12 protein-coding genes are annotated in these 15,010 nt (G+C 65.3%); all 12 read right to left on the bottom strand.

Features of this window, described 5'->3' with window-relative positions:
• Positions 1 to 25: 25 nt before the first annotated feature.
• A complete protein-coding gene (gene xylB / locus NUW50_RS19110; RefSeq protein WP_258290772.1) occupies positions 26 to 1,474 on the bottom strand; it encodes a xylulokinase in 1,449 nt (482 codons plus the stop codon).
• 108 nt (positions 1,475 to 1,582) lie between these two features.
• Complete coding sequence (locus NUW50_RS19115; RefSeq protein WP_258290773.1) at positions 1,583 to 2,407, bottom strand: TolB family protein; 825 nt, start codon at positions 2,405 to 2,407, stop codon at positions 1,583 to 1,585.
• Complete coding sequence (locus NUW50_RS19120) at positions 2,407 to 4,005, bottom strand: glycoside hydrolase family 43 protein (protein ID WP_258290774.1); 1,599 nt, start codon at positions 4,003 to 4,005, stop codon at positions 2,407 to 2,409. Before NUW50_RS19120 ends, NUW50_RS19115 begins: the two co-directional genes overlap by 1 nt.
• Positions 4,002 to 5,039 (bottom strand): L-glyceraldehyde 3-phosphate reductase, encoded by a 1,038-nt coding sequence (gene mgrA / locus NUW50_RS19125; RefSeq protein WP_258290775.1) that lies wholly within the window; start codon positions 5,037 to 5,039, stop codon positions 4,002 to 4,004. The genes NUW50_RS19120 and mgrA overlap by 4 nt, the downstream gene beginning before the upstream one ends.
• Before the next feature lie 47 nt (positions 5,040 to 5,086).
• Complete coding sequence (locus NUW50_RS19130) at positions 5,087 to 6,223, bottom strand: Gfo/Idh/MocA family protein (protein ID WP_258290776.1); 1,137 nt, start codon at positions 6,221 to 6,223, stop codon at positions 5,087 to 5,089.
• The gene (locus tag NUW50_RS19135) at positions 6,223 to 6,975 is read right to left on the bottom strand and encodes a sugar phosphate isomerase/epimerase family protein (RefSeq protein ID WP_258290777.1); all 753 of its coding nucleotides are present in this window, start codon (positions 6,973 to 6,975) and stop codon (positions 6,223 to 6,225) included. Before NUW50_RS19135 ends, NUW50_RS19130 begins: the two co-directional genes overlap by 1 nt.
• A 39-nt stretch (positions 6,976 to 7,014) precedes the next feature.
• Complete coding sequence (locus tag NUW50_RS19140) at positions 7,015 to 7,704, bottom strand: D-lyxose/D-mannose family sugar isomerase (RefSeq protein WP_258290778.1); 690 nt, start codon at positions 7,702 to 7,704, stop codon at positions 7,015 to 7,017.
• A complete protein-coding gene (locus NUW50_RS19145; protein WP_258290779.1) occupies positions 7,701 to 10,112 on the bottom strand; it encodes a beta-mannosidase in 2,412 nt (803 codons plus the stop codon). The genes NUW50_RS19140 and NUW50_RS19145 overlap by 4 nt, the downstream gene beginning before the upstream one ends.
• A gap of 4 nt (positions 10,113 to 10,116) precedes the next feature.
• Positions 10,117 to 11,196 (bottom strand): ABC transporter ATP-binding protein, encoded by a 1,080-nt coding sequence (locus tag NUW50_RS19150; RefSeq protein ID WP_258290780.1) that lies wholly within the window; start codon positions 11,194 to 11,196, stop codon positions 10,117 to 10,119.
• Between the two features lie 4 nt (positions 11,197 to 11,200).
• Positions 11,201 to 12,118, bottom strand: a complete 918-nt coding sequence (locus NUW50_RS19155) for a carbohydrate ABC transporter permease (protein WP_258290781.1) — start codon at positions 12,116 to 12,118, stop codon at positions 11,201 to 11,203.
• Positions 12,111 to 12,938, bottom strand: coding sequence for a carbohydrate ABC transporter permease (locus tag NUW50_RS21525; protein WP_258290851.1), 828 nt, complete (start codon positions 12,936 to 12,938; stop codon positions 12,111 to 12,113). Before NUW50_RS21525 ends, NUW50_RS19155 begins: the two co-directional genes overlap by 8 nt.
• A gap of 750 nt (positions 12,939 to 13,688) precedes the next feature.
• The gene (locus tag NUW50_RS19165; RefSeq protein ID WP_258290852.1) at positions 13,689 to 14,918 is read right to left on the bottom strand and encodes an ABC transporter substrate-binding protein; all 1,230 of its coding nucleotides are present in this window, start codon (positions 14,916 to 14,918) and stop codon (positions 13,689 to 13,691) included.
• Positions 14,919 to 15,010 lie beyond the last annotated feature (92 nt).

The following is a 15,010-nucleotide window of genomic DNA, read 5'->3' on the forward strand; positions in this document are numbered from 1 at the left end:
ATTTGAAAGGCAAAGAGACACCCGCTCAGTCCAGCGCGATGCCGACCAGCCCGTCGCGGGCCGCCTGCCAGCGGGCATGGGCATCGTCGAAGGCGTTGGCGAGGGTCCGGTCCGGGGCGATCTGGCGGGCGACGGGAGGCATCGGGGCGGCATCCTCGGGGCTGGCGCCGGTCGCCGCGATCAGGCCGAGCCGGGCCGCGCCCAGGGCGGCGCCGAAATCCCCGGCAGCCGGCAGATCGACCGGCGTGTTCAGCGCCGTGGCGATGGCCGAAAGCCAGTAGTCGGAACGCGCCCCGCCCCCGGTGGCCAGCAACCGGTTGATCTCGGTGCCGGTGGCGGCCAGCGCATCGCGGCAGTCGCGCAGCGCGAAGGTGACGCCTTCCAGCACCGCGCGGGTCGCCGCGGCGCTGTCGGTGGCATGCTCCAACCCCATGAAACTGCCCCGGATCGCGGCATTGTTCAGGGGCGTCCGCTCGCCGCCCAGATAGGGCAGGAACACCGGCTTGCCGGGCGGCTGAAGGGGGCCGAGCCCGCGGGTCAGCTCTGCCGGGCTGCTGCCGGTGAGCCGGGCGAACCAGTTCAGCGCGTCGGTGGCGGCGAGGATCACCCCCATCTGGTGCCATTTGCCGGGCAGCGCATGGCAGAAGGTATGCACCGCGGTCGCCGGATCGGGCTGATAGCCATCATTGGCGGCAAAGAGCACGCCCGAGGTGCCCAGCGAGACAAAGGCCTGCCCGGCCCGGATCACCCCCAGCCCGACGCCGGCCGCGGCGTTGTCGCCGCCGCCGCCCGCCACCGGCACACCCTTCGGCAGGCTCCATTCGGCGGCCAGCGCATCGCGCAGACGGCCCGAGACCGCCGCGCCTTCGACCAGCCGCGGCATCCTGGCCCGGTCCAGCCCGGTCTTTTCCAGCAGTTGGTCCGACCAGTCGCGCGCCCCGGTGTCGAGCCAGGAGGTGCCGGCGGCATCGGACATCTCGCCGACATGATCCCCGATCAGCCAGAGACGGAGATAATCCTTGGGCAACAGGATTTTGGCGGTCTTTCCGAAGATCCCGGGCTCATGCCGGGCGACCCAGAGCAGTTTCGGCGCGGTGAAGCCCGGAAAGACGATATTGCCGGTCAGCCGGCGAAAATCCGGGTCGGCGTCAAGCTCGGCGGCCTCGACATGGCTGCGGGTGTCGTTCCAGAGGATGCAGGGCCGCAAGACCCTGTCATCGGCGCCGATCAGCGTCGCGCCATGCATATGGCCCGAGAGACCGATGCCCTTGACGCCGGAGAGGTCGGTTCGGTTCTTCAGGTCGGCCATGGCTGCGCCGGCGGCGGCGATCCAGCTGTCGGGGTTCTGTTCCGACCAGCCCTCATGCGGGCGCTCGACGCTCAACGCTGCGGTGGCTTCGGCCAACACTCGTTGCGATTCGTCGATCACGATCGCCTTCAGGGACGAGGTTCCGAGGTCCAGTCCTAGATACATGCATGTTCCCCTTGGCTGGCGGGACTCGCCCGGTTACCGCTATCAGCGCCAGATTTACGGGGTTTGGCGGGAGGCGCAAGGCCGTGGTCCGACAAATGGAGAACGGCGTCAGGGCCGATCGTAGGCGACATAGGCAAAGGCCCGTCCGTCCGGAGCCCAGCAGGGCACGTTGATGGTTCCCTGACCGCCGAAGAGGGTTTCGACGATCTGCGGCGGCCCGCCCTCGGCCGGCATCAGCCGCAGTTCGACCTCGCAGCCGCGCGGGTGGCCCCGGGTCCCGGGGGGAAAGGCCAGATAGAGCACCCGGCGGCCGTCCGGCGAGGGATGCGGGAACCAGTGGACCAGCCCGTCGCCGCTCATCCGCTGCAGTTCCGAGCCATCGGGCCGCATCCGCCAGAGACAGACCTGCCCGCCCCTTTCGCCGTTGAACCAGATCCAGCGCCCGTCCGGGGTATAGTCCGGCCCGTCGCAATGATCGAATCCCGTGGTGAGCAGCTGCTCGTCGCTGCCGTCGAGCGCACAGGTCGCGATCCGGACCGGGCCGCCATCGCGTGCCGCGGCATAGGCAAGCTGGTTCCCGTCGGGCGCCCAGCCGTGCCACCAAGAGGGCGCCTCGGCGGTGACGCGTCGCGGCGTGCCGCCGCCGACCGGCAAGGTGTAGATCACGCTCTGTCCGGTCTCGGTGGCGTCCGAGATTGCCAGCGTCCGGCCATCCGGCGACAGGCCGTGATCGTTGTTCAGCCGGGTCGCGAAACCGGTGTCTATCGGCTGCAGTTCCGGGGCTTCCAGCGGCACCCGGAACAGACGCCCGTCGCCATTGACGATCAGGGCCCCGTCGGCGGTCCAGTTCGGCGCCTCGATCAGGGTCTCGGTGCTGAGCAGGATGCGCGCCTTGTTCGTCGCGTGGTCGCGAATGCAGAGATGTGCCGCCATCAGTCTTCGGGAAGATAGGCAAAACGGGAAAAACGCGCCTCGCGACCCCGACCGGTGATGTCGAAGGCGACCATGCCGACGAAGGCCCCGGTGAAACTGCCATGTTCACCGCGCCCGCCTTCGTCCGAGATCACGCTGGCGTCCAGAACCGGGCCGATCGGCTGCCAGTCGCCGCCCTGGCGCCAGAAGAACTGCTGCGCCGCATGATCGACCGTCACCCGCAGTTCGACCGGGCCGTCGGCCAGCGGCTGCGGCGCTTCGAGCGGAAAGCTGAGCGCCCCGTTCGGCCAGTCGCCGGGACAGCTGAGGATGGTCAGAACCCGACCGATCCCCGGCTCGTGGCTGACCATCAGGGCATGGAACTTGCTCCGGTTGTAATAGGTCGTCAGCCCGGCAGCCTGCTGATAGGTCTCGGGCGCGAATTCCATGCTGCATTCGGCGGCATAGCGGAAATGCTGCTGGCGGCGGGCGACCAGCGATTGCTCGAACCACGAACCGATGCTTTCGCGCCCGATCAGGATCAGCGCCCCGTCGAGCCGGAAGATGCGATCCGTCTCCGGCGTCCGCAGCCACTGGAACTGCGGCGGCAGGTCGCTGTCGAAGACGGTGATCTCGGGCTCGGGCGCCGGCGCTTCGGCCCCGGTCGGGCCGGGCAGTTCGACCCGCGGCAATTGCCCGCCGGCTTCGAGATACATCCAGTCGTCGCGCCAGACGACCCGCTCCAGCCCGGTTTCCCGGCCCAGCGGGCAGAAGCGGCCGCTGCCGTCGGGCCCCTGTATCGGCCGGCCCATCAGGAAGCTGTGCCAGCCCTGCCCGTCCGGACCCTCGACATATTGGCCGTGGCCGGAACGCTGGATCGGATGATCGGGCGCATGGGCGCAGGTGATGACATGCTTGTCGGGATGGTCCTCGTAGGGGCCCCAGATCGAGCGGCTGCGGGCCAGCGTCACCGCGTGGTCATAGCCGGTGCCGCCCTCGGCGGTGGTCAGGTAGTACCAGCCGTTGCGGCGGAACAGGTGCGGCGCTTCGGTCAGGCCGCGATCGGTGCCCGGGTAGATGTTCTTCACCGGCCCGATCAGGCCCTCGGACTCGGACCATTCCTGGCAGAGGATGCCGTCGAAACTGTCGTGTTTCGGATTGCCGCCGGTGCCGCGCCCGCGGTGGTTCCACTGCTGGTTGACGAAATACTTCCGCCCGTCCTCGTCATGGAACAGCGACGGGTCGAAGCCCGAGGAATTGACATAGATCGGGTCGCGCCAGCGGCCGTCGATGGTTTCGCAGCTGGTGATGTAGTTATGCGCGTCCTTGAAGGCGCCGTCATAGCGCTTCACGTCGGTATAGACCAACCAGAACCGGCCGTCGGCATGGCTGAGACAGGGCGCCCAGATGCCGCAGCTGTCCGGGTTGCCGTGCATGTCGAGCAGGTCCGCGCGGTCCAGCGGCCGGGCGACAAGCGCCCAGTTCACCAGATCGCGCGAGCGATAGATCAGCACGCCGGGATACCATTCGAAGGTCGAGGTCGCGATGTAGTAGTCCTCGCCGACCCGGCAGAACGAGGGATCGGCATGGAAACCGGGCAGAACCGGGTTTCGGATCATTGGCCGGCCCCTTCCGAGGACTTCGCCCACAGGTTTATTCCGTCCTCATCGGCAAATTCATCAATCTTGGCAAGCTCTTCCGGGGTGAAGTTCAAGTTCTTCACGGCACCGGCGCAATCCTCGATCTGGCGCGATTTCGAAGCTCCGATCAGCGCCGTGGTGATTCCGCCGTCGCGCAGCACCCAGGCCAGCGCCATCTGCGCCAGGGTCTGCCCGCGCGCCTGGGCGATCTCGTTCAGCGCGTTCAGATTGGCAATCGCCTTCTCGCTGACCAGATCGGGGTTGAGGCTCTTGCCCTGCGTCGCGCGGCTGCCTTCCGGGATCCCCTTGAGGTATTTCCCGGTCAGCATCCCCTGCGCCAGCGGCGAGAAGGCGATCGAGCCGATGCCCAGATCCTTCAGTGTCTGTTTCAGCCCGTCACGCTCGACCCAGCGGTTGATCATCGAATAGCTCGGCTGATGGATCAGGCAGGGTGTGCCCAGGTCCTTGAGGATGGCGGCGGCCTCGCGGGTCCGTTGCGAGTTGTACGAGGATATGCCGACATAGAGCGCCCGCCCCGAGCGGACGATATGGTCCAGCGCGCCCATGGTCTCTTCCAGCGGCGTGTCGGGATCGAAGCGGTGCGAATAGAAGATATCGACATAGTCGAGCCCCATCCGCTTGAGGCTCTGGTCACAGGAGGAGATCAGGTATTTCCGGCTGCCCCATTCCCCGTAGGGCCCCGGCCACATCCCGTAGCCGGCCTTGGAGGAGATGACGAGTTCGTCGCGCAGGCCGTTGAAATCAGTGCGGAGAATCTCGCCAAAGGCGGTCTCGGCACTGCCCGGCGGCGGGCCGTAGTTGTTGGCCAGGTCGAAATGGGTGATGCCGAGATCGAAGGCGGTGCGGCACAGCTCGCGCTTCAATTCATGCGGCGTGTCGCCGCCGAAATTGTGCCACAGCCCCAGCGAGATCGCGGGCAGCTTCAGCCCCGAACTGCCACAGCGGCGGTAAACCATCTTTTCATAGCGGTCGGCAGCGGGGGTATAGCTCATCATCTCTCTCCGTTCAGAAGGCGGCCCCGGTCGGAACCGCCGGACTCCTAGGCCAGCAGGGCGCGGGCCTCTTCCGGACCCAGGGCGGCCGGACGGTCGCAGGTCGTGGTCATCTCGACAAAACTGCCGATCTCGCCGGATTTCAGGATGCCGGTCATCACCTCGACCGCGTGCAGGGCCAGTTCCAGCGAGCAGCGGTGCGGCCGACCCTCCACCATGGCCTGCGCCATGTCGGCAAGGCCCGCGGTGCGGTAATTGGCCATCATCCCCTGCTTGTGTTCCTGGTTCGGCACGCCGAACGGGTGATCCCAGCCCTCGGCCTCGTGTATCACACCATCGCGCCCGGCGATTTGCAACGGCCCGCCGAAGAAGTTCGGGTCCGGCACGAAGATCGACCCTTCGATCCCGTAGAGGTCCATGTTGGGATGCCGATGCGCCCAGACGTCCCAGGACGCCGAAAGGGTGATCGTGGCGCCCGAGTGGAACTCCAGCAGGGCATGGACATTGGTCGGTGTATCGACCGGGATCTGCTCGTTCTGGCGCGGGCCCGGCGTCAGGATCGTCCGGGTCGGCGTCGCCGAGCTTGCCAGCGCCACCACCCGCTTCACCGGTCCGATCAACTGGATCAGGTTGGTGACGTAATAGGGGCCGACATCCAGCACCGGGCCGGCGCCGGGCTGAAAGAAGAAGTCCGGGTTCGGATGCCAATGCTCCATCCCGTGGCTCATCACATGCGCGGTGCCGGCGACGATCTTGCCGACCTTGCCCTCGTCGATCAGGTGCCGGGCCAGCTGATGGGTGCCGCCCAGGAAGGTGTCCGGTGCGGAACCGACCCGCAACCCCTTGGCCTCGCTGATCTTTCGGATGTCCTCTCCCTGCTCCATGGTCAGAACCAGGGGCTTTTCGCCATAGGCATGCTTGCCGGCTTCGAGGATCGACTTCGTGACCGCGAAATGCACCTCGGGAATGGTCAGATTGACCACCACGTCGATGTCATCCGCTGCCAGGAGGTCTTCGGTCGAGACCGCGGCAACGCCGAACTCCGCCGCCCGGCTCTCGGCTGCCGCGTGGTTCACATCCGCGACCTTGCGGACATCCAGGGCCTTGAAGGTCGGGGCCAATCTCAGATAGGCGGCCGAGATATTGCCGCAACCGATGATGCCGACGCCAAGCTTTTCGCCCATCAGAAGTTCCTCGCGGCTTCGATCGACCGGGTCGCGAAGCGGCGGTCGTCGCTGGGGTTGTCATGTTCCATCACGAAGAGCCGGGTGCCCGCCGATTTCAGGGCCTGAAACAGCGCTTGCCAGCCCATGGTGCCGTGCCCGACATCGGCCCAGCCGTCTTCATCCGGACATTCGCCTTCGGGCGCCAGGTCCTTGAGATGGGCGGCATAGAGCTTGTCGCTGTATTTCTCGATCCAGGCCCAGGGGTCCTGCCCGGCCCGCACCGCCCAGGCGACGTCGAACTCCAGCTTGATGCCGGGCGCCGCGTTCAGGATCAGGTCGATCGGCTTGTCTTCGGCATCGCCGCCGAATTCCCAATTGTGGTTGTGGTAGCCGAATTCCAGGCCGGCGTCCCAATAGGGTTTGCCGGCCTCGGCCATCTGCGCGGCAAAGGCGGCCCAGTCGCCCTTGCCCTCGCGGTAATCCGGCGTCGGCGGGGCGGGAACGAACACACCCTTCATGTCGAGCGCCCTGGCGATTTCGAGCACCCTGTCCGCCTGCCCCGACACCATGTCAAAGCCGAAATGCCCTGTCGCCATCGCCAGATTGTTGGCGGCCAGATCGGCCTTGAGCTGGTCGAGTTGCGAGAGATTGGCGTAAAGCCCGCCATACCCTTCGACCTGGGCATAACCGAGATCGCCGACCATCTTCAGGGTTTCCGGCAACGGCCCGAAATTGCGCGACGAATAGAGCTGGTAGGAGAAGTCGGTCATGTCAGTTATCCTTGTAACCCATATGGTTATGGCACGTTCTTAACGTAGCCAGTTGTCATAGTCCGAAACCAGAAGATGCTTGGGGGCGGTGTCTTCCTCGATCGCCGAGAAACGGCCGATCGGGTCACGGAAAATATTGTCGGTGCGGTCGTCGTTGACGTTCGAGACCTCGCCGATCAGCACGTCGCCGTCCTCGCCCCAGAAGGCATGCCAGCAATCGGGCTCCAGCGTCACGCTTTCGCCCGGGGCCAGCGCCAGATGCGCGCCGGGGGCCTGTTCGCGCCAGGAGCCGTCGGTGCGGACCCGGACCCGGGCAGTCTCGTCGATGCTGCCGTCGGGCGCCGCCTTGAACAGTTCCAGCACCAGCGTCGCACCGCCCTTGTTGATGATGTCCTCGGTCTTGAGGTTGTGCCGGTGCATCGGGCTGATCTGGTTCTGCCGGGAAATCATGATCTTCTCGGCGTAGAGCATCCCCATTCCGGACTTCACATTGGCGGCCGAGCCATTGCGGACGGTGAAGAGAAACAGCCCCAGGTCGGCGAACTTCCCCTGCCCGTAATCGGTGATGTCCCAGCCCAGGGCATGATCGCGGATCATCGCGCTGTCGCTGCCGACGCGGGCCTTCAGCTCATCCGGCGACCAATAGGCGAAGGGCGGCAGGATATAGCCGAAGCTGCGGATGAAGGCGTCGGATGCCTCGATGATGTCATTGACTTCGGTGCGTTTCACTTGGTCCCTCCATAGGTCGCGGAATAGAGGTCTCGTAGGGTGAATTCGGGCGTGGCGCCAGTTGTTTGCGGGGTGAAGCGCAGGTGGAATTCACGCCCCGGCCCAAGGTGGATCGCGGCCCTGTCCCAGCGTCCCGGCACCGAGGCCTCGGCGGTCACGAAGAAGGCCATCGCCTGCGCCGTCAGGGTCAGGACATAGTCGGCGCCGTCGCGACCGACCTTGTGGCTCAGGCCCGGGTCGGGCAGGTCATAGGCCTTCCAGGGCAGCGGCGCATGGATGTCCCCGGCATGGGTGCCGTCCGAGCCTTCGTAGCCGTAGGTCAGCACCTCGTCTGCCGCCAGGCTGTCCGCCGGGATCTCCGCCAGCGTCACCGCCTTGCCGGCCACCCGGGCACTGCCCTTGCCAAGTTCGCGCGCGGAGCCGTCCATCCGGGTCGCATAGGCCGTGACCGAGACCTCGACCGCCTCGGGCCGGTCATTGACCGCCACCAGCCGGATCGCGCCCGCGTGCGGAACCGCCGTCACCAGCACCGGCGCGAAGAAGCTGCGGGCCATGTGGTGCAGCAGCTTCCAGCCGCCGCCATAATCCAGCGAGGACCAGGAACAGACCGGCCAGGTATCGTTGAGCTGCCAGTAGAGCGTGCCCATGCAATGCGGCTTCAGGCTGCGCCAATGGCTCACCGCGGTCTTGATCGCCAGCCCCTGCTGGACCTGCGAGAGCCAGACGAAATTCTCGAAATCCATCGGGAAGCGGAAATAGCGGAACATGGTCTCGGCGATCCGGGCGTTGCCGCCGTCATTCTTCTGGTGGCTCTCGAAGACCGGGGCGGCGATGTTCCAGTCCTTCGGCTCGGCAAAGGTCCGGATCACCTCCATCGAGGGATAGGACTGGAAGCCGAATTCCGAACAGAAGCGCGGCGCGACATCCCGGTAGTGGTCGAAGTCGCGGCCCTCGTGCCAGACCGACCAGAAATGCATGTCGCCCGAGGCGTCGCTGTGCCAGGCGTCGCCGAAGTTCATGTAGCCCGGGCTGGGGCTGGAGGGCCACCAGAGCGCCTCGGGCTGGGTCGATTTCAGCGCCGACTCGATGGTCCGGTTCAGCCGGTCATAGGCGACCAGATAGCGGTCGCGGTTGTCGCGTGTCTCGGGATACCAGAGCAACGCGCCCAGCAGTTCGTTGTCGCCGCACCAGAGCGCCAGCGCGGCATGGTGGTTCAGTCGCAGAACCACCTCGCGCGCCTCTTCGGAGACCTCGTCAAGAAAGCCGTCATCCGAGGGATAGAGCGAGCAGGCGAACATGAAGTCCTGCCAGACCAGCAGGCCCATCTCGTCGCAGAGATCGTAGAACCAGTCCGGCTCATAGCGGCCGCCGCCCCAGACCCGGATCATGTTCATGTGCACGTCGCAGGCCGATTGCAGAAGATCGCGCGTCGCCTCGCGGGTGATCCGCGACGGCAGGGCATCGGCCGGAATCCAGTTGGCGCCCTTAATGAAGATGTCCCGGCCGTTGACGCGGAACTTGAAACCGCTGCCTCCGCCCGACCTGTCCGGGTCCAGCACCAGCTTCAGGTCGCGCAGGCCGATGCGGCGGGTCTGGGTTTCCTCTCCCACCGTGACGGTCAACTCGTGCAGGGTCTGCGGCCCCTGCCCGTTCGGCCACCACAACTCGGGATTCTTCAGGGTCAGCTCGGCCTCGATCCGGTCACTGAAATCGGCAAAGACCGAATGACCGCTGACGGTCTGGCCGCAGAGGCTGACGGCCCAGTCGAAGGGCAAGGGCCGCTCGGCCTCGATCAGGACCGAGACCTTGACGCGGGCGGTCTTGCCCTTGTGGCTCTGGCTGACAAGGATGCCGCCGATCCGGTACCGTGGCTTGGGTTCGATCCGGATTCCGTCCAGCACGCCGAAGGGCGCCAGGGCGATGTTCCAGTCCCAGCCGAAATCGCATTGCGGCTTGCGCAGCATGTTCGGATAGGCGATCGGGCAGTTCTTTGAATAGGGGATCTCGTAGGGCTGCGCCCCGGCGCGGGCCAGGGCCTCGGCCGGGTTCGAACGAAACAGGATCTCGATCCGGTTCCGGCCTTCGCGGGCGACATCCGAAAGATCGACCCGGTGGACACGAAAGGCATTCGCGGCGCAGAGCACCAGCTGGCCGTTGACCCGGACCTCGGCCACGCAGTCCAGCCCCTCGATCACCAGCACCACCTTCGGATCGTCCAGATCGAACTCGCGGCTGGCGGTCCAGTCGCGTTCGGCGATCCAGCGTGTGGCGTATTCGTTGCGGCCCCGATAGGGGTCTTCGATCCGGCCGGCCTTCAGCAGCGCCGAAATCCCGTCGCCCGGCAGCGCCATCGGCACATCATATTCGCCCGACGCGTCGCGCAGGCTCCAGTCTCCGGCCAGGTTCATGGCGCTACATCCGTTCTTCATTGCCCTTGTGGAACAACGAGGCGCGGGCCGGGTCGAAGCCGACCGAAACCTTGTCGCCACGCTTCAGGTCAAGGGCGAAATCGACCAGGAAGCGGAATTGCATGTCGGCGAAACTGGCCCAGACCTGGGTCTCGGCGCCCATCGGTTCGCAGAGATCGACCTCGACCTCGGTCCGGAAGGGCATCGCCTCGGCCTGTTCGCCGGTCTGGATATGCTCGGGCCGGATGCCGAACCAGGCCGGACCGCCGGCCCTTCCGGTCGGCGTGAACTCGTAGCCGTCAAGCGGAATGCTGTGCCCGGCGCAGGTGAAGGCGCCGTCGGCCACCGTGCCTTCGACGAAGTTCATCGCCGGCGAGCCGATGAAATCCGCGACATATCTGTTGGCCGGGCGCGAGTAGATTTCTTTCGGGCTGGCGAACTGCATGATCTGGCCGCCGCGCATGATCGCGATCCGGTCGGCAAGGGTCATCGCCTCGACCTGATCGTGGGTGACGTAGATCATGGTGTTCTCGAGCTGGTTGTGCAGCCGCTTCAACTCGACCCGCAGATCGGCGCGCAGCTTGGCGTCGAGGTTCGAGAGCGGCTCGTCGAACAGGAACACATCCACGTCGCGCACCAGCGCGCGGCCGATGGCGACCCGCTGGCGCTGGCCGCCGGAGAGCGCACCGGGCTTGCGGTCGAGCAGGGCTTCGATCTGCAGGACATCGGCGGCGCGGGCGATCCGCTTGTCGATCTCGGCCTTGGGCAGGCGCTGGTTCTTCAGCCCGAAGGACAGGTTGCCGCGCACCGTCATCTGCGGATAGAGCGCGTAGCTCTGGAACACCATGCCGATGCCGCGGTCCTTCGGCTCGGCCCAGGTGACGTTCTTTTCCTTGATCCAGATCTGACCGTCGGTGATGTCGAGCAGACCGGCGATGCAGTTCAGAAGCGTGGACTTGCCGCAGCCGGACGAACCCAGCAGCACGATGAATTCGCCATCGGCAACTTCGAGGTTCAGTTTCTTCAGGACCTGAACCGAGCCGAAGCTGAGAACCAGGTCGCGGACAGAGATGGAGGTTCCCATGGAGTCAGCCTTTCACGGCGCCGGCGGCGATGCCGCGGACGAAGAGTTTGCCGGAGATGAAGTAGACGACCAGGGGCACCAGCCCGGTCAGGATCGTCGCGGCCATGTTGACGTTGTATTCCTTGGTGCCCTGCACCGAGTTGACGATGTTGTTGAGCTGCACCGTCATCGGATAGGTGTCCGGCTTGGTGTAGACCACGCCGAACAGGAAATCGTTCCAGATGCCGGTGACCTGCAGGATCACCGCCACGACGAAGATCGGCAGAGACATCGGCATCATGATCTTCAGGAAGATGGTCCAGAACCCTGCCCCGTCGACCCGCGCCGCCTTGAAGATTTCTTCCGGCACGCTGGTGAAGTAGTTCCGGAACAGCAGCGTCAGGATCGGCATCCCGAAGATCGTGTGAACGATCACCAGCCCGGTTCTTGTGCCGTAGACACCCAGTTCGCGCAGCACGATGACCACCGGGTAGAGCATCACCTGATAGGGGATGAAGGCCCCGAAGATCAGGATGGTGAAGAAGATGTCGGCACCCTTGAACTTCCAGTTCGCCAGCGCGTAGCCGTTGACGCTGGCCACGATGATCGAGAGCAGAACCGAGGGCACCAGGATCCAGACCGAGTTGGCGAAGCCGCGCGACAGGCCGTCACAGTTCAGCCCGGTGCAGGCTTCGGCCCAGGCCTTGACCCAGGGCGCGAAGGTGATGTCGCGGGGGAACGAGAAGACATTGCCCAGCCGCACCTCCTCCATCGTCTTCAGCGAGGTGACGATCATCACGTAGAGCGGCACAAGGTAATAGGCCGAGACCAGCAGAAGCGTTCCGTAGACGACGATATTGCGCAGCGAGAACAGGGGCTTGGGCCGCTTCCCGCGGGGGCCGTCCGCAACCGGCTGATGGGCATGGGGGGCGATGTCAACCACGCTTCTTGCCTCCGAATTCGAGATAGGCCCAGGGGATCAGCACGATCAGGACCGACAGCAGCATCATGGTCGATGCGGCGAAGCCCTGGCCGAGGTTCTGGCCCAGGAACATCTTGTCATAGACGTATTTCGCCGGAACTTCCGAGGCGATGCCCGGCCCGCCGCTGGTCTGCGCGACGATCAGGTCGTAGACCTTGACGATCCCCGCCGCGATGATGACCAGGGTGGTGATGAAGACCGGCCGCATCATCGGCACGATGATCATCAGATAGGTCTTCCAGGCCGGGATGCCGTCGATCCTTGCCGCTTTCCAGATATCCTCGTCGATGCCGCGCAATCCGGCCAGCATCAGGCACATGACCAGCCCGGTCCCCTGCCAGAGCGCCGCCAGCAGAACGCCGTAGATGACGATGCTGGCATCATAGATCGGATCGAAGACGAAGCTCTCGAAGCCGATGCTGCGGACGATGTGCTGGACCCCGAAATCGGGGTTCAGGATCCATTGCCAGACCAGCCCGGTGACGATGAAGCTGAGTGCGAAGGGATAGAGCAGGATGGTGCGGAAGGTGTTCTCGAACCGGATCTTCTGGTCCAGCAGAACCGCCAGCAGAAACCCGATCACAAGCTGGAAGATCAGCGACAGCACGCCGTAGATTGCCAGGTTCTCGATCGAGACCATCCAGCGCGGCTCACCCCAGAGACGGGCATATTGATCGAAACCGACGAAATGCTCCTTCGGCAGCAGTTTCGAGTTGGTGAAGGAATAGGCAATGGTCCAGATCGTGCCGCCGAAGAAGATGCCCATGGCGACCAGGATCATCGGCAGGGCGGCGACCTTGGCGGTGACATTGCCGACAAGCACCCGCTCCAGCGCCCCGGCGCGTGTGACCAGGATGCCGGAACTGCCGATCACCGCCAGCGCCAGCGCCGCGACCAGGCAGAAGGCGGCCAGGAAAGCCCCGTTCCGGGTGGCGAATCCGGCAACGACCTTGCCGACCTTTCCGTAGTCATCGATCAGCGACGAAAGCGCCATGGCGAGCAGCAGCAGCGCGGCCGCGACGATCCAGCCGACACTCTTGCGCGCCAGACGGTTGCCGGCCCATCGAAATCCGTCACCCTGCCGAAAGAGCAGCCCGACGAACAGCGCCGCCAGGGCCAGCGCGGCCCAGGGCAGATAACGCAGGAAGCCCAGCGTCTCGGTCGCGGTGTCGAGCAGCGACTGATAGGCCGAAAGCACCGGTATCCGGATATGGACCCAACCGAAGAGGTTCTCGATGCCCAGGGCCACAGCCTGCCCCAGAAGGTTCAGCACCGGGCCGACACCGACGGCCTGAATCAGCCAGGTGACGAAGGCCAGGACCAGCGACAGCAGCACCCGCCGCTCGGTCCGGTCCCGTGTCTGCGGCACCGATCCGGTCCCGCTCAATGAACTGGTCGTATCTGCCATGATGCCCCCTGCTGGGCCCTGTCCCGGGCCCTGCCGGCCCTGCCCCGCGGGGCGGTCCGGTTCTCGGTCGGAAAGACGGAAAGGACCGGCCCCGATCGGGGCCGGTCCGCGATCACGTCGGGATCAGTCGGCGGAGCCGATGATCTCGGCGAACTTCGCCTGCGCGTCTTCGGCGCTCATGTCCTCCGAAGCCCAGAACTGGGTCATCAGGTCTTCGATCTGACCGTTGGTGTCGGGAGACATGGTCTGGTTCGGGTCGGGCAGGATGTTGCCCGAAGCGAGGATTTCCAGACCCTTCTTCATGCAGTCGTTGGCGGCCGCAAGATCGACATCGCCGCGGATCGGCAGCGAACCCTTCTTGAGGTTGAAGGCCACCTGGGTGTCCTTGGCCACCAGCGTCGAGGCCAGAACCATCTGCGCCTTGGTGATTTCCGGATCATCCGACTTGGGGAAATAGAAGGCGTCGCCACCGGTCGAGATGATGTCGTTCAGGCCGAGACCCGGAAGGCAGGTATAGTCCTTGCCGGCAACCTGACCGGCCACGGCGAATTCGCCCTGCGCCCAGTCACCCATGATCTGCCCGGCCGCCTGGCCGGTGATGACCAGATTGGTCGCCTGGTTCCAGTCCTGCACGTTCGACTTGGCCCGCATCTTGCGCGCTTCGGCCGCGGCAGCGAAGACCTTGGCGAATTCCGGCCCGGCCGCCGCATCGGCGTCCTTGTCGATATAGACCTTGGTCCAGGCTTCGGTCCCGGCGACGGCAATGGCGAGAACCTGGAAGGCGCCCGAGGATTGCCACGCCTGGTTGCCCATCGCCAGCGGGATGATCCCGGCCTCTTCCAGCGCCGGAGCGGCGGCGACGAATTCGTACCAGTCCTTCGGAACCGGCACACCGGCCTTCTCGAAGGCGGCGTTCGACAGCCAGAGCCACTGCCAGGAGTGGATGTTCACCGGGGCGCAATAGATCTTGCCGTCGATGGTGCAGCCGTCCAGCAGCGAGACCGGCTTGATGATGTCCCTCCAACCTTCGGCCTCGGCCACTTCGGTCAGGTCCTGCATCAGCCCGGCCTCGACCAGTTCCTCGGCCTGGCGGCCGTGGTTGAACTGGGTGGCACCCATCGGGTCGCCGCCGGTGATGCGCGAAATCATGATCGGCCGCGCGACACCGCCCGAACCGGCGATGGCGCCATCGACCCAGTGGTTGCCGGTGGCGTCGAACGCCTTGGCCAGCTCTGCCACCGCGGCGGCTTCACCACCGGACGTCCACCAATGGGTGACCTCCAGATCGGTGGCATTTGCGGCGCCCGCGGCGCCCAGTGCGATTGCGCTAACAATCGAGGAAATCCGTTTCATTGTCATTGGTCCTCCCTGGGGTCTGAAACGTTATTGCAACAAGCTATAACGTTATAGTTTTCCCGATCAAGCTGGATTCGTACCGGTCCCGT

The sequence above is a fragment of the Frigidibacter sp. ROC022 genome (assembly GCF_024723735.1).
GTDB lineage: Bacteria > Pseudomonadota > Alphaproteobacteria > Rhodobacterales > Rhodobacteraceae > SLM-1.